Origin of the sequence: Rhizobium leguminosarum bv. viciae USDA 2370 (genome assembly GCF_002008365.1) — a bacterium.
In the GTDB taxonomy this organism is placed as follows: Bacteria; Pseudomonadota; Alphaproteobacteria; order Rhizobiales; family Rhizobiaceae; genus Rhizobium; species Rhizobium leguminosarum.
This window is the reverse complement of record NZ_MRDL01000036.1, coordinates 502,184-523,017: the sequence shown is the minus strand read 5'-3', so window position 1 is coordinate 523,017 and position 20,834 is coordinate 502,184. Positions and strand designations below refer to the sequence as shown.

At 61.3% G+C, this 20,834-nt stretch carries 17 protein-coding genes and 2 pseudogenes; 2 read left to right on the top strand and 17 right to left on the bottom strand.

Annotated elements, in window-relative coordinates; genetic code table 11:
- Positions 1-44 precede the first annotated feature (44 nt).
- The 16 genes and pseudogenes from BS629_RS17410 to dnaG all read right to left on the bottom strand — a co-directional run bounded on the left by BS629_RS17410 (position 45) and on the right by dnaG (position 17,239).
- Positions 45-443 (bottom strand): DUF427 domain-containing protein, encoded by a 399-nt coding sequence (locus BS629_RS17410; protein WP_003541590.1) that lies wholly within the window; start codon positions 441-443, stop codon positions 45-47.
- Positions 444-540: 97 nt separating this feature from the next.
- Complete coding sequence (locus BS629_RS17405; protein ID WP_018242969.1) at positions 541-1,233, bottom strand: B3/B4 domain-containing protein; 693 nt, start codon at positions 1,231-1,233, stop codon at positions 541-543.
- 3 nt (positions 1,234-1,236) lie between these two features.
- Positions 1,237-2,136 (bottom strand): DMT family transporter, encoded by a 900-nt coding sequence (locus tag BS629_RS17400; RefSeq protein WP_018242970.1) that lies wholly within the window; start codon positions 2,134-2,136, stop codon positions 1,237-1,239.
- 83 nt (positions 2,137-2,219) lie between these two features.
- The gene (locus BS629_RS17395) at positions 2,220-3,026 is read right to left on the bottom strand and encodes an AraC family transcriptional regulator (protein WP_018242971.1); all 807 of its coding nucleotides are present in this window, start codon (positions 3,024-3,026) and stop codon (positions 2,220-2,222) included.
- A gap of 79 nt (positions 3,027-3,105) precedes the next feature.
- A complete protein-coding gene (locus BS629_RS17390) occupies positions 3,106-3,903 on the bottom strand; it encodes an APH(3') family aminoglycoside O-phosphotransferase (protein WP_018242972.1) in 798 nt (265 codons plus the stop codon).
- A 100-nt stretch (positions 3,904-4,003) separates the two neighbouring features.
- Positions 4,004-4,273 (bottom strand): hypothetical protein, encoded by a 270-nt coding sequence (locus tag BS629_RS17385; protein ID WP_018242973.1) that lies wholly within the window; start codon positions 4,271-4,273, stop codon positions 4,004-4,006.
- Positions 4,270-5,403 carry a DUF930 domain-containing protein gene (locus BS629_RS17380; RefSeq protein WP_018242974.1) on the bottom strand — a complete coding sequence of 378 codons (1,134 nt, stop codon included), beginning with the start codon at positions 5,401-5,403 and terminating at the stop codon, positions 4,270-4,272. The genes BS629_RS17385 and BS629_RS17380 overlap by 4 nt, the downstream gene beginning before the upstream one ends.
- A gap of 85 nt (positions 5,404-5,488) precedes the next feature.
- A pseudogene (locus BS629_RS40350) lies at positions 5,489-6,231 on the bottom strand (DUF930 domain-containing protein).
- 167 nt (positions 6,232-6,398) lie between these two features.
- Positions 6,399-6,692, bottom strand: a complete 294-nt coding sequence (locus tag BS629_RS17370; protein ID WP_018242976.1) for a GYD domain-containing protein — start codon at positions 6,690-6,692, stop codon at positions 6,399-6,401.
- A 242-nt stretch (positions 6,693-6,934) separates the two neighbouring features.
- On the bottom strand, positions 6,935-8,992 hold the full coding sequence (gene rpoD, locus BS629_RS17365) for an RNA polymerase sigma factor RpoD (RefSeq protein ID WP_011652885.1): 2,058 nt from the start codon (positions 8,990-8,992) through the stop codon (positions 6,935-6,937).
- A gap of 571 nt (positions 8,993-9,563) precedes the next feature.
- Positions 9,564-9,910: pseudogene (locus tag BS629_RS39775) on the bottom strand (GFA family protein).
- 10 nt (positions 9,911-9,920) lie between these two features.
- Entirely contained in the window at positions 9,921-10,958 is a 1,038-nt protein-coding gene (gene tdh / locus BS629_RS17355; RefSeq protein WP_018242977.1) for an L-threonine 3-dehydrogenase, read from the bottom strand.
- A gap of 262 nt (positions 10,959-11,220) precedes the next feature.
- Entirely contained in the window at positions 11,221-12,408 is a 1,188-nt protein-coding gene (locus BS629_RS17350) for a glycine C-acetyltransferase (RefSeq protein ID WP_018242978.1), read from the bottom strand.
- 164 nt (positions 12,409-12,572) lie between these two features.
- Entirely contained in the window at positions 12,573-13,301 is a 729-nt protein-coding gene (locus BS629_RS17345) for a class I SAM-dependent methyltransferase (protein ID WP_018242979.1), read from the bottom strand.
- A 48-nt stretch (positions 13,302-13,349) separates the two neighbouring features.
- Positions 13,350-15,230 carry a DNA helicase RecQ gene (recQ, locus tag BS629_RS17340; protein WP_018242980.1) on the bottom strand — a complete coding sequence of 627 codons (1,881 nt, stop codon included), beginning with the start codon at positions 15,228-15,230 and terminating at the stop codon, positions 13,350-13,352.
- Complete coding sequence (gene dnaG / locus BS629_RS17335; protein ID WP_018242981.1) at positions 15,230-17,239, bottom strand: DNA primase; 2,010 nt, start codon at positions 17,237-17,239, stop codon at positions 15,230-15,232. The genes recQ and dnaG overlap by 1 nt, the downstream gene beginning before the upstream one ends.
- Before the next feature lie 669 nt (positions 17,240-17,908).
- Between dnaG and BS629_RS17325 the strand changes: the two genes are divergently transcribed.
- Positions 17,909-18,799, top strand: a complete 891-nt coding sequence (locus BS629_RS17325) for a hypothetical protein (protein ID WP_018242982.1) — start codon at positions 17,909-17,911, stop codon at positions 18,797-18,799.
- Positions 18,800-18,802: 3 nt separating this feature from the next.
- Here BS629_RS17325 and BS629_RS17320 read toward each other — a convergent pair whose 3' ends face one another.
- Positions 18,803-19,258 (bottom strand): GatB/YqeY domain-containing protein, encoded by a 456-nt coding sequence (locus BS629_RS17320; RefSeq protein WP_018242983.1) that lies wholly within the window; start codon positions 19,256-19,258, stop codon positions 18,803-18,805.
- A gap of 273 nt (positions 19,259-19,531) precedes the next feature.
- Here BS629_RS17320 and carA point away from each other — a divergent pair, with 273 nt between their 5' ends.
- Positions 19,532-20,737: a glutamine-hydrolyzing carbamoyl-phosphate synthase small subunit gene (gene carA, locus BS629_RS17315; RefSeq protein WP_026230698.1), complete on the top strand. Its 1,206-nt coding sequence runs from the start codon at positions 19,532-19,534 to the stop codon at positions 20,735-20,737.
- Positions 20,738-20,834 lie beyond the last annotated feature (97 nt).

The following is a 20,834-nucleotide window of genomic DNA, read 5'->3' as shown; positions in this document are numbered from 1 at the left end:
GGCAAACATGTTCCGCCGGAACGGGTTCAATGTCATGCGTGCCGTCAGAAGGCGCCGGCTTCCGGAGAGGCCATCTCTTCGATGCCGTCGACACGGTCGGGATAGAAGGCGAGATGGTCCTTGATGCTGCTGACCGCGGCATTCGGCGCCTCGTAGGTCCAGACGGCATTCTTCGAGCGCTCGCCGCCCGGAATGATGCTGTAATAGGAGGCGTCGCCCTTATAGGGGCAATGGCTGCTATGGTCGGTGCGCTGAAGCAGCGACATGTCCACATCCCTGCGCGGAATATACTGCACCGGCGGATAGGAGGCCTCGCACAGCGTCAGCGCATCGCGCGTATCGGCAATCGTCTTGCCGCCAAGCGTGACGACGACGCGGGAGGGATTGTGCTCGACGGTGATCGGATGATCCGGCCCCGGAATCTTAAACGACTTGTCTGACATCGGGTTCGTCTCCAGAAGCTATCGATCGCATAGAGATAGGGCGGGCATGCCGCCGGCCCAAGGCCCCGAACGTTGCTTTCCCTGAAACGCTGCGCCCTTAGAACTCGAAACGCGGCGACACCGGACTGAGCATCGCCGTTTTCGCCGCCGCCGGCCAGTGCCGTGCAAGCGCATCCGCAACTGTTTCGACCAGCCTGGCGATGTCGTCGCCGGCGGAGGCGTGCAGCGCCTCGGCAACGATCAGCACCGAGCGCGTCGTCGCCCGCACCGCCGAAAGCCCGCTCTGCCGGTTCGTCCAGCGCCGCGCATGCGCATTCTGCGCCCCATCTGCGAAGATCACCTCGTTTGGCTCCGGATGTTCGCTCTCGCCGCCAAAGGTCAGATAGGTCTCGTCACCCCTAGCCCGCCGGACCTGGAGATCGCCTACGATCTTTTCAGCGTCGAAGACGGCGACCGGAATGGCGAAGGCAAGCGAAATCGCATTGCAGAGATCGATAAGCGGATGCAGGCGCGGCAGCGCATGTTCCTGGCGGAAGCGGCGCAGCAGCGCCTCGGAAGCGCAGCGATATTGCGTCGGCTTCAGCCCCATGCGGGAAAAGCCGCGCCGCCAGGCCTGGATTTCGGGGAATTCGCCTTCCTGCGCTTGCGCCAGCCGGGCCTCGGCGATTGCGTTGAAGTCTGCGATCGCCGCCTCGACATCGGCATCCGCATGGATCCCTCCCGCATGCAGCGCGCCGGCGCGAAGCTCCGGAAAGGCCTGCCATATGGCATCGGAATGGCTGAATTGCATGGTCTATCTCCCGCCGGCAAGTTTGATCGTGTGGCTCCCGGCAAAGGCAAGCCCGAGCACGGCCGCAAGCACGCAGGCGATGCCGGCGAGCTGGTGGAGCCCGACCGGTTCGCCAAGGATGATGAAGGCAAGCATGACGGCGGAAACCGGCGCAACCGCGGTGAAGAGTGCGGCTTCGGTGCCGCTCACCCTTTCTGCCCCCGCATACCACAGCAGAAATCCGCCGACGGTCGGCACCAGCGCATAATAAAAGACGGCGGCGACAGTGCTTGCGGAAATGTCCTGTGCGAAAGGCGCTTCGAAAACGGCGGCCGGGATGGCGGCAACGATGAAGCCGATGCCGGTCATCAGCGTCGACTGGGCTAGCGGCGCAATCTCCGTCTTCAGCTTCTTGTTCAGCAGGATGAACAGTCCCTCGCAGACGACCGCCAGGAAGATCAGCGCATTGCCGGAGAGCGATCCTCCGGCCGCATCTGGCGTGAAGGCGATCGACAGCACACCAGCCGTCGCAAGCGCCACGGCCAGAAGCACGGCACGCTGCGGCCGTTCGCGAAGCAGCAGGATGGAGATTGCGGCCGACACCACCGGCAGCGTGCCGATGATGACGCCGGCATCGGCCGCCGAGGTCAGGCTGAGGCCGGAGATCAGCAGCGTCGTATAACCGACGCTGCCGGCCCCCGCCTGAATGAGGAGGATGAGGCGGTCGCTGCTGGAGAGCTTCGGCAACCGCGCGCCGGTCGCCCGCATCAGCAGAAGAAAGACGGGAAAGGCGATGGCGAAGCGCAATGCGGCGGCGCTGAACGGCGGCAAACCCGACGCGATCAGCTTGCTGGCTATGACGGTGCTTCCGACCGTCAGCATCGCCAGCGCCAGATAGAAAAACCCATGAACCTGCCTCGACATCCAGCGTCTCCTGTTGGAAGCGCCGAGGAAATAGCAGGAGCCGGCCGGGGTCTTGAACGAAATTGCAGCCGCAATATCGACGTTCAGATAAAGGCGCCGGCATAGAGGCGCGGCGACAGACCGTATTTGCGCACGAAGACGCGCGTCATGTGGCTCTGGTCGGCAAAGCCGCTGGCAAAGGCGGCTTCCGCCAGCGGCATGCCCTGAGCGATCAGCCGCCTCGCGATATGGATGCGGGCCTGGATGAGATAGGCATGCGGCGTCAAACCGGTCGCCTTGGCAAAACCGCGCAACACCTGGAAGCGGCTCAGCCCGCTTTCCCTGGAAAGATCGGCGAGCGAGACGGCGGCAAGCGGATCGTCGTCAATCAGGTTTCGGGCGGCGCGGATCGACGCCGGCACCAGTGGCCGCTCTTCGGTAGCAAAGCGCTCGCGCATGACGTCGGCGACGAGTTGCAGAAGCAGTTCCTCGCAGAGCAGCCCATCCGCCGCCCCGCCGCCGGTCACCGCGCGAAACAGCATTTCGAAGCGGGCGGCGATCGCCGCATTGCGGATGACCGGATGCGGGATTTCCGATCGCCCTGCCCCGCCTTCGCCGATCTCTTGCCACAGACCACGGACGATGGCGGGGTCGAAATAGAGGATGCGCCACGACCGCCCCTCACCGATCGGCGCACCATCATGCACCTCGTTCGGATTGACCGTGATGATGTCGCCGGCCTCAGCCTTCACCATGCCGCGGCCGCTGAGCGAAGATTGCGCGCCGGCGGAAATCAAGCCGATGCCGAACTGCTCATGCGTATGGCGGGCGAAGCTGTGATGCGTTTCCGCTTCCACCGCTTCGACGCCAGCCAAGGCCGAGCGCAACATCCTGAATTGGTTTTTCGCCATTGTCTGCCCGCAGCTCCGATCGTCGGCCACTCTGCCCGCCGCCGTGAGATGACGCAATCGAGGCAGCTAGGATGCCTGCCTAGAAGAACTCATCGAGCAGCTGATAGTATTCGAGCCGAGCCGGATCGGTGGCCGGCATGCCATAACAATCAAGGAAGGGCTGCACCAGCGCCTCGCCGAAATTATAGGCGATGCTGCGGCAGGCGAGTGCGATATCCTGATAGCGGTCGGCGACGCCGAGGCGGCTGCAATCGATATAACCCGAAAATCCCTCTTCGGAGGCGATGAAATTCGGCAGGCAGGCGTCGCCATGGGTGACGACGAGATCCTCGCCGCCGGGCCTCCCGCTTTCGAGTTCGGCAAACAGAGCCTCGGCACTCTTTCCAAGCCGCGTCTCATCGAAATCGGTCTCGTCGACGATGCCGGCCTGCATCCGCGCTTTCGCCGCCGCCATGCGTCTCTCCAGCCGATGGTCGAAGGGGCAGGATGCGATCGGCAGGCGATGCAGGTCAAGAAGCGCCGCAGCCAGCAGCTCGACCCGTGCAAGCGGCGTCACCGCCGATGCACTGGCGAGATCACTCCCGGGGAGCGCGCTGATCAGCAGCCGGTTGTTCACGCCATCACTATCCTCTGCAATGACAACAGGACAGGACAGACCGTAAGTCTGGAGCCAGCGAAGCCTGGCTGCCTCGTCGGCGAGTTCGCGGAAAGCACCAGCCTCTTCAACTTTCAGATAAAGCGTCGGCAATCCGAGAACTTCCAGCCGGAAGACACTCGCGGCGGAACGACCGAGTGCATCGCGCTCGAACCGGTAACCGGCTAGGCAGGCATCAAGTGCGCCCGCTTGCGGCGATTGATCCTCTTGAAAAATCGACATGATATCTAGGCCATCGATGCTGGCGCATTATCCCGACCGGACGGGAGACCGCAAGCGGCACGGTCAGTCAGCGCACATCGGCACTGAACCCTCTGCGACCTCAATGAACGGTGTCGGCGGGGGCGGCTTCGAGCAGGATTTCGAAAGCCTCTTCCAGAGCAGCCACCAGAATATCGGTCAACTCGTCGCCCTTGTTTTCCAGGAACAGCGCGCTCACGGCTTCGTCCTGACGCTCAAAGAAACGCTCGATCTCATTCGACATATCATTGTCCTCTTCTTCACCGGAATCATCACGGCCATAGGAAGAAGCTAGGTAGGGTTGCTTGCGCGTGGCTTGTTGCGGCGACTCACCAAGAGCGCCATCAATCATGGATAGTCATAAATCGCCCACTCACTTTTGGGAATTACATTCCCGACACCGAATTCAAACGATACAATTTTCGTCGCATTATCGTTCACTTCGCAACTGAACGCCAACTGGTGCAATTGCTGGCCGTCAAAGAACGCACTTCGCTTAAGCGCGAGGAAATTGCCGTTCGGCAGATTGTATCGAGGCACCTCAATACGATTAGGATCATATGCCGCAGACGAATGAAGGAGCTGCTCTCTGAGCTCGCTCCAGCAAAGCTGACCACCCCGCGTTTGGCGCGGCAAGTTATTCATCGCCGTCTTGACCGCGCGGTCTGAGACAAAGTTGTCGGTAAATAGCGTCTTCGCTTTCGTGAGCTTATTCGATTCCTTAGCCTCAACGTCTGGTGGCGTTGAGGAGGTTGTTGCCGTCGAATTCGTCGACGGCTTTGCCGGCTCGAAATTCGTCTTTGCCTCATCGTGTCCTGTGGCAGCCGGCCCGTTCTTTTCCGGATTGGCCTCAGCAGTATCTACCTCGGGAAGTTCGATATCCTGCGGCACCGGATTCGCGGCGGGCATAGTCTCCGGAACCTCCGGCCTTTGGAGTTGCGGCGATTCGACAGGCGGCGTTTCTTCGGGTTTTGGCTCAACGACCGGCGGTTTTGGTGCTTCTGCCTGCTGCGGTATACCCCGCTCGCTTTGTTCCGGCGCTGAATCCTTCTCGGCAAATTCGAAGACCGGGCGGGCGACACGTTGTGGCTGGGGAGCGACGGGCGCTTCCGGCAGCTTCGCAGCTTTTGGAGGCGGTGGCGGTGGCGGCGGAGGCGGTGGCGGTGGCGGTTCCTTCTTGGCCTCTTCCGGCGGCTTCGGCTCCGGTGGCTTTTCCTTGGGCTTGGGCTCCGGCTTCTTCTCCTCCGGCGGCGGAACGAGCTCCACCTTCACGCTCTCGTCTTCGACAGGCTTCGACTCGATCTTCGGCAGCCCGAAAATCAGAAGAGCAATGATAGGAATATGCGCAACAACGGACGCAACGACGCCCCAGCGGATTTCAGGCCGCTGCTTTCCCGTTTCGTGCTGCGTTTCCGCCGGTTCCACGTCTTCTTCTGTCACAGCAGCGATGTGGCCTCTAAAGCCGGCAGCATCAAGCCACAAAAGAAAAAAACCGCGTGATCGCAACAGCCATTTAAAGTGCTACGGCGTCCTTTGCGCGTCCGAAAAGACGCGCTACGCTATAGTGTCATTGGTCGGCGGCTCCATCGTCGGCCACCAGATCATGCGCCTGCCATTCGCTTTGCGGAATGGCATCGCCGATGAGAAAGGCGAAGGAAGCGACCTTGCCGGAGCCGGCATCGAGTTGGCATTTGAACTGAATATTGTACCACTTCCGTTTGCTGCGGAAGGCGCCGCCCTTCACCTCGACCCTGTTGCCGGTGACCTTTTCCGCCGCCATCGCATAGGGCGCGAGCGCATCCGGCGCCATCGCCGGCTGCGCGCGGCGCACCTGCTCCATCGCCTCCAGATCACAGAGCTGTAGATTGCGCTCGCTGCCGGCAAGGCCGCGCAGCGCCTCGCGGGCGCGCCGGCTGCGCGAATCTGACAACACCGTCTCCGAAAACAGCTGGCCCGCCTGGACGAATACACCAGGCTTCGGCGCGGCACCGGAGGGACGGAAGCCACTTCCGGCGACCTCGCGGCCGTCGGCGCCTCCTCCTGATGCGGCGGAGCGATCTCCTGGACCGACGCACTCGCGTCCGGCTTTGCCGTAGTGGGTGCAGGCGTCGCGACCCGCTGCGCTATCGCAGAAGGTTTGGCGACTTCGGGAACGATATCAACCGTAATGCCGTCGTCCGGCAACGGTGCCGGCGGCTCAGGTCTCGGAAGCAGCAGGAGCAGCAGTGCAAGCATGACGGCATGCAGAGCGAACGAGGCGAAAGCGCCCCGCTCGATGCCTTCGTCCCGATTTTCCCACACCAGTGCCATCGCTCAGGAAGCAGTTGTCGGACAATCGAAGGCAGCCATAAAACCCGGGAACGCTTTCATCAAGAGCCCTGCCGATACGCCACGAGGAATTAAGGACAGGGCGACAGTGCCAGTCTGACGCGAGTTGCGCAACGCTTATGATCGCCGATAGCGGTCCTTTGTCGCGATCAACCAAGCGAGCCGATGATCTCTCGATAGGCGGCCTCCGGGAATGCCTTCAGTGTCTGGGTGCGGACATTGCCGCCCATCGCCAGCGAGAGGCCAAACCGCGCCATGACGGCATCGTCAGGCGCTTCGCAGACAGCCACCATGTCGTGGCCGCCCATCGTCAGAAAGAACTGGTTGAAGGAGCCGCCCATGTCGCCGAGCAGCTTCTTCGCCGCATCCAGCCGTTTTGACGAGTCGCGAACATTGCGCACACCTTGGTCCGTCCAGTTGATCAACACAATGTAAGTGGTCATTTTGCACCTCCCAGCGGAGGATTCGCCCGACACGGGCATGCGTCGGTCCTCGCTCGCGCATCGCGATCGATTTCTTCCCCCGTGGCCGGACTATAATCTTGTCACCACCGAGCGACAAGAAAGCCGCCGGGATCATTGGTATTAGGCGTGTCGCCCAAAAGTGTGCGGCAGTGGCGCAAAGATCGAAAGCAAAAGCCGGACATGAAGCCCGGCTTTCGCAATCGTAGAGTTCTTGTCGCCCCTTAGCTGTCGAGGAACGAGCGCAGCTTTCTGGAACGGCTCGGATGCTTCAGCTTGCGCAGCGCCTTCGCCTCGATCTGGCGGATACGTTCGCGGGTGACCGAGAACTGCTGGCCGACTTCTTCGAGCGTGTGGTCGGTGTTCATGCCGATACCGAAGCGCATGCGCAGAACACGTTCTTCGCGCGGCGTCAGCGAGGCGAGAACGCGGGTCGTCGTCTCGCGCAGGTTCGCCTGGATGGCGGCGTCGATCGGCAGCAGCGCGTTCTTGTCCTCGATGAAATCGCCGAGATGCGAATCCTCTTCGTCGCCCACCGGGGTTTCGAGCGAGATCGGCTCCTTGGCGATCTTCAGGACCTTACGGACCTTTTCGAGCGGCATCGCAAGCTTTTCGGCCAGTTCTTCCGGCGTCGGCTCGCGGCCGATCTCGTGCAACATCTGGCGCGACGTGCGGACGATCTTGTTGATCGTCTCGATCATGTGCACCGGAATGCGGATCGTGCGGGCCTGGTCGGCGATCGAACGGGTGATCGCCTGGCGGATCCACCATGTCGCATAGGTCGAGAACTTGTAACCGCGGCGGTATTCGAACTTGTCGACCGCCTTCATCAGGCCGATATTGCCTTCCTGAATGAGGTCGAGGAACTGCAGGCCGCGGTTCGTGTACTTCTTGGCGATGGAGATGACCAGGCGAAGGTTCGCTTCGACCATTTCCTTCTTGGCGATACGCGCTTCGCGCTCGCCCTTCTGCACCATATGAACGATGCGGCGAAATTCCGAGATCGAGATACCGGTTTCGGTCGCCAGATTCTGGATTTCCTGGCGGATGTCACGGATCGTCGTGTTTTCGCCCCTGGCGAATTCCTTCCAGCCGCGGGCGGCCAGATTGCCGATCGACTTCATCCAGTTCGGATCGAGCTCGGCGCCCTGGTATTGCTCCAGGAAGGAGTCGCGCTTGACGCCGTAGGATTCGGCCAGACGCAGCAGGCGGCCCTCGTTGGAAACGAGGCGCTTGTTGATGTCGTAGAGCTGCTCGACGAGGGCGTCGATGCGGTTCTGGTTCAAGGACAGAGATTTGACAGCCTTGATGAGCTCATCTTTGAGTTCCTTGTAACGGCGCTCCTGGGCAGTGGACAGCGTGCCGGAAGCCGACAGCCGCTGCTCGACCTGCTGGTCCTGCAGCTTGCGCAGCTTCTTATAGGTCTCGGCGATCGTATCGAGCGTCTCCATTACCTGCGGGCGAAGCTCGGCTTCCATCGCCGCCAGCGAAAGGTTGGATTCGTCCTCGTCCTCTTCCTCCTCCTCGGGAGGCAGGCCTTCGCCGCCGACATCGGTGATGTCGTCGTCGCCGGAGCGGGCGCGACGGGTCTTTTCCTTCTCTTCTGCGAGCTTGCGATCGGCTTCGATCTTCTCCGGGCTCTGGAACTGCGGCGCAGCCTTGGCTTCAGGGCCGGAATAGGTCGTTTCGAGATCGATGATCTCGCGCAGCAGCGTCGTGCCTTCGTTGAGTTCGTCGCGCCAGATGATCAGCGCCTGGAAGGTCAGCGGGCTCTCGCAGAGACCCGCGATCATCGTCTCGCGGCCGGCCTCGATGCGCTTGGCGATCGCGATTTCGCCCTCGCGGGAAAGAAGCTCCACCGAGCCCATCTCGCGCAGGTACATGCGAACCGGATCGTCGGTACGGTCAGTCGGTTCTTTTTTCTTGGCGGTCGCCAGCGCCGTGCCGCTCGAAGGCGCGAGTTCGCCGCCTTCGCTCTCCTCGTCGCCGCCGGCGTCGTCGTCGTCGCTGCTGCCGGAAGCACCGGCTTCCTCGGCTTCCTCGTCTTCAATGACGTTGATGCCCATGTCGGACAGCATCGACATCGTGTCTTCGATCTGTTCGGACGTCACTTCTTCGGACGGCAGGACCGCGTTAAGCTCGTCCATGGTCACATAGCCGCGCTTCTTGGCGGCCTTGATCATCTTCTTGACCGCGTCGTCGGAAAGATCGAGAAGAGGGCCGTCGCTTGCGCCGTCGCGTTCGACTTCCGCGTCTTCGTTCTCTTTGACCTTGGTTGCCATTTATATCGTCGCCTTCCTGACGCTATCCAATCTCGCTACGGTGAACGGGCTGTCTCAGGGCCTGACGCGCCGCACGCGCCGCCCTCGAATCACCTTTGCCCACCTAACGGGATGACATTTAAAGCCTGATTAACCACGATTACCGGCACCGGACAGCAAAGCTTTCTTGCTCTTGGATTTCCGGCCATGGTTGCGCGATCCGCCTTGACCCAGTTCACCATTCAACAAGTCGAACGGTGATTCCCACATTTTTTGTTCTCGTCAAGCTTTTCCAGAAAAAAAGCCCACAAAAATACGGAAAAAGCCTTATCCACAGGCTTTGAACCGCGGCAGCGATCGCGAAGCCTTATTTAAGATGCGGCGAACAAAAGACAAGGGCAGCAAATATTTTGCCCGCCGTACCCAGTTGTTTCCATCATCTTTGCAGTTGTGCAGACGGTATATGCACCTTTAGAGCGCCGTGCGTCCTTTCGGACGCACAAAAGACGCTCTAACTCTTTCAATCCTCGCATCGTGCCTTACGAAAATGATTCCGATTCTCGGGCCGATGCGCTGGCCTGAGAAATAGTGGCTAATGCGCCGCGCCGTCATACGCCTTCACTGTCAGCGCGCCGAGATCGACCGCGGGAATGCAGCGCAGATTGATCGAAGCCATTGCCGCGCCGTCCGGGGCCACGCCTTCGCCGAACGGTGCAATGCCGCAATTGGCGCAGAAGTGATGCCAGATGACATGCCGGTTGAAAGTGTAGGTCGAGACACTGTCCTCCGGTGTTTTCGCACCAGCTTCTCGCGCGGCACGAAGGCGAGAAGTCCGCCCCGCCGGCGGCAGAGCGAGCAGTTGCAGTCGAGCGCCTCGGTGAATTCGCCTTCGACTTCGAAAGCCACATTGCCGCAATGGCAGCTTCCTTCATAGCGCATGTCGTCCTTCCTACATCCAGTCCATCACAACCTTGCCGGAATTGCCTGACCGCATCGCCTCGAAACCGTCACGAAAATCGTCGATGCCGATCCGGTGGGTAATGACGGGCGCGAGATCGAGGCCGCCCTGGACGAAAGCGATCATCTTGTACCAGGTCTCGAACATCTCGCGGCCGTAGATGCCCTTGAGATTGAGCATCTTGAAGATCACCTTGTTCCAGTCGATCTCGAAGCCCGCCGGCGCGATGCCGAGAATGGCGATCTTGCCGCCATTGTTCATCTTGTCGATCATGTCGCGGAAGGCAGGTGCGGCCCCCGACATTTCAAGCCCGACGTCGAAACCCTCCGTCATGCCGATCGCCTTCATGACGTCGGTGAGGTTTTCCTTCGATGCGTCGACGACGTAATCGATGCCGAGCTTGCGCGCCAGCTCCAGCCGGTGTGGATTGATATCGGTGATGACGACCTTGCGGGCGCCGGATCGCTTGGCGACGAGCGCGCCCATGATGCCGATCGGCCCGGCACCGGTGACGAGCACGTCCTCACCGACGAGATCAAAGGAAAGCGCGGTGTGCACGGCATTGCCGAACGGATCGAAGATCGCGGCGATCTCGTCTGATATATCATCCGGAATCGGCACGACATTGCTTTCGGGAATGCAGACGAATTCGCCGAAGGAGCCCGGGCGGTTGACGCCGACACCGAGCGTATTTCGGCAGAGATGCCCCCTGCCCGCCCGGCAGTTGCGGCACTTGCCGCAGACGATATGCCCCTCACCGGAGACCCGCTCGCCGACATGATAGCGGGTGACCGCCGAGCCGATCTCGGCGATCTCGCCGGAGAATTCATGGCCGACTACCATCGGCACCGGAATGGTCTTCTGTGCCCACTGGTCCCAGTTCCAGATATGGACGTCGGTGCCGCAGATCGCCGATTTCTTCACCCGGATCAGCACATCGTTCGGCCCGACCTCGGGCACCGGCACATTCTCCATCCAGAGCCCGACTTCCGGTTTCGCTTTGACCAGCGCCTTCATCATGTTCGACATCAACGATATCCCGCCTTGTTCTGGTGCCCGACTTTGCGACTCCCTCTTCTCCCCGTCGGGGAGAAGGTGCCCGTAGGGCGGATGAGGGGGCGGCACGGCACGCCATATAAACCTTACTTTGTTCCTCGCTTACCGCTCGAAACGTCGCTTCGCTCCTCCCCCTCATCTGTCCTGACGGACATCTCTGCCTGGGTCGAGCCACGGGTCTCGACCCGTCCTTGGGACCCCCGCTGGGGAGAAGAGGGAGATGGCAACGCTATTCTCAAATCACACCCAGTTCCCGCCCTGCCTCGGCAAAGACCGCGATCGACCGCTCCACATCTGCCCGCGAATGCGCCGCCGACATCTGCGTGCGGATGCGGGCCTGGCCTTTTGGCACGACGGGGAAGGAGAAGCCGATCACATAGATCCCCTTCTTCAGCATCAGGCCGGCCATATCCTGGGCGAGTTTGGCGTCACCCAGCATGACGGGAATGATCGGATGGCCTTCGCCGGCAAGTGTGAAGCCGAGCTTGGTCATCTCTGTGCGGAACAGATCCGCATTGTCGGAAAGACGCTTGCGCAAGGCATCGCCTTTTTCGATGAGGTCGAACACCTTGAGCGAGGCAGCGGCAATGACGGGCGCCAGGGTGTTCGAGAACAGATAGGGCCGCGAGCGCTGCCGCAGCCATTCGACGACTTCCGCCTTGGCGGAGGTATAGCCGCCCGAGGCGCCGCCGAGCGCCTTGCCGAGCGTGCCGGTGATGATGTCGATTCGGCCCTCGACGCCGCAATGTTCGGCAGAGCCGCGACCGTTCTTACCGACGAAACCGACGGCATGGCTGTCATCGACCATGACCATCGCGCCGTATTTCTCGGCGAGATCGCAGACACCGCCCAAATTGGCGATGATGCCGTCCATCGAGAAGACGCCGTCGGTGGCGACCAGTTTGAAGCGGCTGCCTTCGGCCTTTTTCAGTTCCTCCTCGAGCGCCGCCATGTCGTTGTTGGCGTAGCGAAAACGCTTGGCCTTCGAAAGCCTGACGCCGTCGATGATCGAGGCGTGGTTCAGCGCGTCCGAGATGATCGCGTCCTCCTCCGAGAGCAGCGTTTCGAAGAGACCACCATTGGCGTCGAAGCAGGAAGAATAGAGGATCGTGTCTTCCATGCCGAGGAAGGTGGAGATGCGCGCTTCGAGCAGCTTATGCTCCTCCTGCGTGCCGCAGATGAAGCGCACCGAGGCCATGCCATAGCCGTATCGGTCGAGCGCCTTCTTGCCGGCCTCTGCCAGCTCCTCGTTGTCGGCAAGGCCGAGATAGTTGTTGGCGCAGAAATTCAGCACCCGCTCGCCGGTGGAAATCGCGATCTCGCCCGCTTGCTTGGAGCTGATGACACGCTCGGATTTATAGAGACCGGCATCCTTCAGCGCCGAAATTTCAGCTTGAAGATGGGAGAGAAATTGCGAGGTCATGGGGCGGCCCTTCGTGAAGATTTCTCTACAGCGCCGCGCGTCTTTTCAGACGCGCAAAGGACGCCGTAACACTTTGAATTTGCGCATCGTGCTTTCCGAAAATCAATTCCAATTTCGGGCCGATGCGCCAGCCGAGTTAGCATATCACCATCTGCTTGTCTTCTTCAGCGCTGGACCGAGATCAGCACGAACATCGGCCGGTCCAGCTCCTCCGCCCAATCTGGATTGTCGTGGAGCTCATCTTCGTTCGGGCTCCACTCCTCGACATGGCGAATGGCAAAACCGGCCGCGATCAAGGTGTTGAGCGTCGTGCCGAGCTTGCGGTGCTGCTTGACGACACCCTTGGCGAGCCAGTCGGTGGTGCGTGGACCTTCGACGGAATAGCGGTCGAGCGGCCAGATGCGCCGCCCCTCGGCATCGGCCGCCCAGGCCGGGTGGGTCGGCGCCATGAAGATCGGATGCTCGATGGTGAAGACGAATTGCGATCCCGGCAAAAGCGCGCGATGGACCGTCGCGACCAGACCGGCGAAATCCTCGATATAATGCAGCGCCAGCGAGCTATAGGCAAAATCGAAAGAAGCTTGAGCAAGCCTGAGATGCTCGAGATCGGCGATCTCGTAGGTGATCACGGCTTCAGCCGTATCGGCCCTCGCTCTGGCGATCATCTTTTCGGAGATGTCGAGCGCCAGCACACTTGCAGCACCTTGGCTCGCGGCGAAACGCGAAAACCAGCCGAAGCCGCAGCCGAGATCGACGATACGCTTGCCGGCAAGATCAGGCAGCATCGCACGCACGGCCGGCCATTCGGACGCCCCGTCGAGCCCGTGAACGGATCGTCTCATGCCGCTATATCCGGCGAAGAATTCCGGTCGGTCGTAGATATTCTGGGCCATCGGCGCTCCTCCTCCAGAGGCAGCACTACCATGCCCCCTCGCCCGATCTCAAGGATCAGGCGGGCCGTTGTCCTGCGCCAGGATGATCTCCAGGAAGGCATCGCCGTAGCGTTCGAGCTTCGCCTGCCCGACACCTGATATGGCGAGCAATTCCTTGCGGCTGCGCGGCTTCTCGGTGGCGAAGGCGATCAGCGTCGTATCGGGAAAGACGACATAGGGCGGCACGCCGAGCGATTTCGCAATCGCCATACGCTCGGCCCGCAGCGCCTCGAAGAGACTGCCGTCTGCGCCTGATAGTCCCGATTTGCGCTCGCTGCGCTCCGCCTTCTTCGTGCGCCGTTCCGAGGCAGGCCGGTCTTTGCGGAAGAACACCTGTCGCTCGTGCTTGAAGACGGCGCGCGCCTCCGGTTCCAGCTTCAGCGCCCCGTAAGCCTCATGATCGACGCGGATCAATCCCATGGCAAGCAACTGGCGGAAGACCGACTGCCAGACGCGCGCCTGAATATCCTTGCCGGCGCCGAAGACCGGCATTTCGGCATGGCCGAAACGTTCGGTCTTTTCGTTGACGTTGCCGAGGAGCACGTCGACGACATGGCCAGCGCCGAAACGCTCGCCGGTGCGATAGATGGCGGCCAGCGCCTTGATCGCCGCCTCCGTGCCCTCCCAGGTCTCGACCGGCTTCAGGCAAGTGTCGCAATTGCCGCAATGGCCGGCATGCGCCTCGCCGAAATGGGCAAGGATCGCCTGGCGGCGGCAGGAGGCGGTCTCGCAGATCGCCAGCAATGCGTTGAGCTTGGCGCGTTCGACCCGTTTGATTTCCGCGGCGGCATTTCCCTCATCGATCATCCGGCCGCGCTGGATCACGTCGGCCATGCCATAGGCCATCCAGACCTCGGACGGCAGGCCGTCGCGGCCGGCACGCCCGGTCTCCTGATAATAGGCCTCGACGGAGCCCGGCAGATCGAGATGGGCGACATAACGCACATTCGGCTTGTCGATGCCCATCCCGAAGGCAACGGTGGCGACCAGGCAAAGGTTCTCTTCTTTGAGGAAGGCATCCTGATTGGCGTCACGAACCGACCTGTCCATGCCGGCATGATAGGCAAGCGCGCGGATGCCCTGACCGTTCAGCCATTCGGCCGTATCCTCGACCTTGGCGCGCGACAGACAATAGACGATGCCGCTGTCGCCCTTGTGGCCGGACAGGAACCGCAACAGCTGCTGGCGCGGCTGGTCACGCTCGACGATCTCATAGGCGATGTTCGGTCGGTCGAAGCTGGTGGTGAATATCTGGGCGGCATCGAGCCCCAGCCGCTCGATGATGTCGTCGCGTGTGTGCGGATCGGCCGTCGCAGTCAGCGCAACGCGCGGCACACCGGGATATTGCTCGCCGAGCCGGCCGAGCGCGCGATATTCCGGCCGGAAATCATGGCCCCATTGCGAGACGCAGTGGGCCTCGTCGATGGCAAACAGCGCGATCTTCTCGTTGGCGATCAGCTCGCGGAAACCATCGGTCAGAATGCGCTCGGGCGTGACGTAGAGAAGGTCGAGCTGGCCCGCCGAAAGCGCGCGGCGAACCTCGACGAACTCCTCGCGCGACAGCGACGAGTTGAGTGCCGCAGCGCGGATGCCGAGCTGCTTCATCGCCTCAACCTGATCGCGCATCAGCGCAATCAGCGGCGAAACAATGATGCCGACGCCATCGCGGCAAAGCGCCGGGATCTGGAAGCACAGTGATTTGCCCGCACCAGTCGGAAAGAGCACGACCGCATCGCCGCCGGAAACCACGTGCTCGACCACCTGCTGCTGCTTGCCGCGGAAGGAGGAATAGCCATAGACCTGCTTGAGAATATCGAGCGGCGAGCGGCCGGAAGAAAACAACGCGCCGGAAGCGGAAAAACCCGGTTCATTCCGTTCAGTCAGCGACATCAGTGGTTCGCCGCCCCTTTGACGCGGCCAGAAAGCACGCCGAAGCCATCGATGATTGCCTCCTGGTTCTCAAGGCGCACCCCTTCGAAATGCACTTCCTGCTGCGCTCGCATCAGCTGAACGATCGCCTCGCCGTCGCCGGCTTCGGTCGCCAGCGCGATCTCGCGCTCGAGCTCGATCTTCTGCCGGCGCAGCGCCTTCGCCCGCTTGTGGGAGGCCAGCGCCTGGCGGTATCCCTCACGCGCGTCCTCCATCGCCGCCTCCTCGGTCGCGATCCACAGCCGGGCATTGCGCACCTGCTGGTCGAGGCTCTTGATGAGCGGGCCGAAGCCTTCGAATTCCAGCCTTTCGGTCAGATATTCGCGCGTCAGATGCGGGCCGGCGACGGCCGCGGCTGCCCCCAGCATCGCCGACCAGAGCCGCTGCAGCTCGCGGCTGTCATATTCGATCGCGGCGATCTCGTCATAATCGTCGATCATCAGCGAGGGGTGATTGACGACGGTCAGCGCCAGCACGCTTTCCCGCAGCGCCGTATTGTTCTGGTGGCCGCGCACGGGGCCCGAGCGGGCGAGCCTTTCGGAAATGACGCTCGGGCTTTTCGGCCCTGCCTTGCCCGCATTGTCGCGGCCCGCCCGGTAATTGCCATTGCCGTTGAAGCCGCCACGGCGATCGCCATTGTTGCGGTTCTGGAACTGCGGCTGGAAGAAGGCATTCAGGCGGTCGCGAATATCCTGCTGGTAGTGGCGGCGCACGTTCTCGTCGGCGATGACGGCGACCAGTTGCTTCAGCCGCGCCTCCAGTTCGGCGCGCGCCTCGGGCGTATCGAACTTGCCGGTGTTGATCTCCCGGCTCCAAAGCATCTCGGAGAGCGGCTTTGCCTGGCTCATCACCTTGTCGAAAGGCGCGCGCCCGTCATCGCGCACGAGATCGTCGGGATCCTTGCCGTCGGGCAGAAGCGCGAAGCGAACGGAACGGCCGGGCTTCAGATGCGGCAGCGCCAGTTCGGCGGCGCGATTGGCGGCGCGGATGCCGGCGCCGTCGCCGTCGAAGCAAAGCACCGGTTGCGGCACCATCTTCCAGAGCAGCTCGAGCTGGTTTTCGGTGAGCGCTGTGCCGAGCGGCGCGACGGCATTCTCGATGCCCGCCTGATGCAGCGCGATCACGTCCATATAGCCTTCGACGGCGATGATGGTGCCGGTCGCATTGTCATCCTGAGAATCGCCGCGGCCCGGTCCCTGGATTGCGCGCCGCGCACGGGCGAAATTGTAAAGGACGTTGCCCTTGTGGAAGAGCTCCGTCTCGTTGGAGTTCAGATATTTCGCCGGCGCGTCGGCCGACATGGCGCGGCCGCCGAAAGCGATCACCTTTTCCCGCGACGAAAGGATCGGGAACATGATGCGGTCGCGGAAACGATCGTAGGAAACCGGCACGTTTTCATGGACGACCAGACCGCAGGCCTCGATCTGGTCCTTGGAGACACCCTTGCCGGCGAGGAATTCCTTGAGCGCATTGCGGCTGTCGGGCGCATAGCCAAGACGGAAGGTCTCGATGGTGCGCCCCGTCAATCCGCGGTCGCGCAGATAGGCGCGCGCCCTCGCCCCATTTGCCGTCTGCAACTGATCCTGGAAAAATTGTGTCGCCATTTCCATGACGTCGATCAACGAGCCGCGCTCCTTCTCGCGCTTCTCCATCACAGGATCGGCAAGCGGCATCGGCACGCCTGCCATATCGGCGATCTGCTGCACTGCCTCGGGAAAACTCAGGCCCTCCAGCTCGGTGAGAAAGCGGAAATGGTCACCGGTGACGCCACAGCCGAAGCAGTGATAGCGGCCCTTTCGGTCCTCGCAGTGGAAGCTCGGCGATTTCTCGCCGTGGAACGGGCAGCAGGCCCAGTAATCGCCGCGCGACACATTCGTCTTGCGCTTATCCCAGCTCACGCGGCGCGCGATCACGTTCGAAATCGGAACGCGGTCGCGGATATCATCGAGAAAGGTGTTGGAAAAGCGCATTTATACCTCTTGGCCAACCTCCATATAAGCTGCTTTGCCGCTCCATGCCACGAAACTTGTCATGAAAACCCGCTATTCACAGGCTATGTGGCCGTCATCGGCGGCTCCGGTTATCCGATCAACAACGCGTTATCGCCCCCTGCGACAGGGTGCGACATTATTGTCCCTTCAGAGCCGGAATTCCGCCGGCAGAAAAACTTCAGCAAGCGCAGCGGTCTCTGACGGAGACGAAGAATCCCTTTTAGAAACAAAAGATTAGCACCTCGGATGATTGCGCCTCATCAACCTCCGCGCCACCTCCCGAGAGTCCGCTTCGACGCCTCCAAACCGCCGATTCCGGCAATTATTATTTTTTTGTAATTTGAATAAGCCGCCGCACCGCAATAGGTTCGATCTCAACAAAGCGATCCCCGAGCGAAGCACCATCCCTACCCCCGGCGCCGCTTCGCAAGGGTGCCTTTGCAAATACCCTCCGGCTTGGGCTTCGGCCCTGCGTGCCGGTGGAAGCAAAGAGCAAGAAGGCAGGAGCGCCCCCAGCTCCTGCCTTCTTAAATTTTTGGCTCTCCCTGCGACAACTCTCCCTTTGAAATTAACCGCTTATTAACAAAACCGTTGACAGGCGGCGCTCGCATGAAAGATGTATGCGCCGAACTCCCTGGACCTCTCCAAATGGCTTTTACCGCGGACAATCTTGCAGCAGACGATCGCTTTCTCGCTGCCATCCTGCATTGCGCCGATCAGATGCTCTCCATTTATCGTGAGAGCCCGCGCATCGCCTCGATCTTCGCCGCGCAGCAGCGCTGGCTGATGGCCCATGCCGGCTTCGCGCTTCATTACGGTTATTCCGACGACGGGAAGAGCGGCGGCCTCTATTCCGGCCGCTTCATCGATTTTGCGGTCAGGAACGACATCGCCAGCCGCAACACGGCCGCGGCCTTCATGCAGGAGATGCTGGCCTATCGCTTCCTGCGACCGGTCCCCGGCCCCGACAAGCGCACACGCTACCTCGAGCCCACCGAAATCGCCGAGCAGCATTTCACCCGATGGCTCGTCGCCCATATGAGGATCCTCGACAGTCTCGACAGCGGTGAGCGCGCCGGTAAGATCACCGCCGATCCCTCTGCGATGATGGCAGCAATCCAGCCGCTGATCGCAAGGGCGATCATCGGGAGTGAAGCGGTGCGCAATCCGGGCGCCACCTTCAACCTCTTCAACTGGGCAAATTCCGGCGGCCTGGTGATGGACTACCTGATCTCGCGGCTTCCGGAATTTCCAAGGACGGCCGACCGCGCCGTTCTCGGTCCTCTGTCGCTCAGGGAAATCCGTGAACAGTTCATGATCTCCAACACCCACCTGAAGCGGCTTCTGACGCAGGCAGCGACCATGGAAAGCGTTGGCTGGACAGAACCCTCCCGCAAGGGCGACTTCTGGCTGTCGGGCCACTTCATCGGCGAATATTGGAATTATCAGGCGGCGAAATTCGCCATCATCGATGCCGCAGCGGAAGCGGTGCTCGGGCCTGCGGTTCGTAACGAACCGCAGGCAAGGCTCGTCATATGAGGCTTATCCGTTCAACAGTTCCTTGACGGTCGCCGACGCCTTGGCAAAATCCATCTGGCCGGCATAACGCTCCTTCAGCGCCGCCATCACCTTGCCCATGTCCTTGGCGCCCGCTGCACCCGTCTCGGCGATGATCGCCGAGACGTTGGCGCGCACTTCGCTGTCTGAAAGCTGCTTCGGCATGAAATCCTGAATGACGATGATTTCGGCACGCTCCTTGGCGGCAAGCTCCGGCCGGGAATTCTCCTCGTAGATCTTTGCCGATTCGTCGCGCTGCTTTACCATCTTAGCGAGGATCTGCAGGATTTCGTCGTCGCTCGCCTGTTCCTTGCCAATGCCGCGATTGGCGATATCGCGGTCCTTAACCGCGGCCTGGATCAGCCGGACGGTGGAAAGCCGCTCTGCATTCTTGGCCTTCATCGCCTCTTTCAGCTGGGTGGCGAGTTGATCGCGCAGCATGGTCTTCACTCCTGTTTTGATGCCGCTTCATAAACCACGCTGATGCGGGGGATCAAATAAATTGCGCGGTCAGTGCGATAAAGCGCAGGAAAATGGCAGCAATCTCGGCTACAAAGATTGACGCTAAGCGATTGCGTGGCTATTTACCGCCACCTGCACCAAAATTCGTGATCAGGCCTGAAGCGCGCGGCATTGCCGCGTCCACGCGCCTGCGAGATCAAAAGGCGGCGAGCCGCGGCAACGCGCGCACCGAACGCCGGAAACGGGATGAAGATGACCGCGACAGCACCCTGGACAATCGAGAAGCCGACCGCCCTGCTCGTTCTTGCCGACGGCACGGTCATCGAAGGCAAGGGCATCGGCGCCACCGGCAAGGTGCCGGCCGAAGTGGTCTTCAACACCGCGCTGACCGGCTATGAGGAGATCCTGACGGATCCCTCCTATCTCGGCCAGATCGTCACCTTCACCTTCCCGCATATCGGCAATATCGGCACCAACGATGAAGACATCGAGGATCTGACGCCTGCCGCCCGTCACGGCGCCGTCGGCGTCATCTTCAAGGCCGACATCACCGACCCTTCGAACTACCGCGCCGCCAAACACCTCGACCAATGGCTGAAGGCCCGCGGCGTCATCGGCCTTTGCGGCATCGACACGCGGGCGCTGACCGCCTGGATCCGCGAGAACGGCGCCCCGAACGCGGTGATCGCCCACGACCCGAACGGCGTCTTCGACATCGAGACGCTGAAGGCTGAAGCCAAAGCCTGGAGCGGCCTCGAAGGTCTCGACCTCGCCAAGATTGCCTCGTCGGGCCAGTCCTCGCAATGGACCGAAACGCCGTGGGTGTGGAATGAAGGTTACGGTGAACTCAAGGCGACGGAGGCGAAATACCACGTTGTCTGCCTGGATTACGGCGTCAAGCGCAACATCTTGCGCCTGTTTGCCGGCCTCGGCTGCAAAGTGACTGTTGTGCCGGCGGCAACGAGCGCCGAAGACGTGCTCGCCATGCAGCCGGACGGCATCTTCCTGTCGAACGGCCCGGGCGATCCGGCGGCAACCGGTGAATATGCCGTGCCTGTGATCAAGACGCTTGTTAAGACCGATATCCCGGTCTTCGGCATCTGCCTCGGCCACCAGATGCTGGGCCTCGCACTCGGCGCGAAGACCGAGAAGATGCATCAGGGCCATCACGGCGCCAATCACCCTGTCAAGGACCATACCACCGGCAAGGTCGAGATCGTCTCGATGAACCACGGCTTCGCGGTCGACTCGAAGTCGCTGCCAGATGGTGTTGAAGAGACTCATATTTCGCTTTTCGACGGCACCAATTGCGGCCTGCGTGTCCTCGGCAAGCAGGTTTTCTCCGTCCAGCACCATCCGGAAGCCTCTCCGGGGCCGCAGGACAGCCACTATCTCTTCCGTCGCTTCATCAACATGGTGCGTGAGAAGAAGGGCGAACCGGCGCTCGCCGAGCGCTGATTTCAAACAATGCCCATTTCAGATGAAGGCCCACCCAAGTGGGCCTTTTTCTCTAATCGCCTGTTGACCTCAACTTAACTTGAGGAACTACAGATCT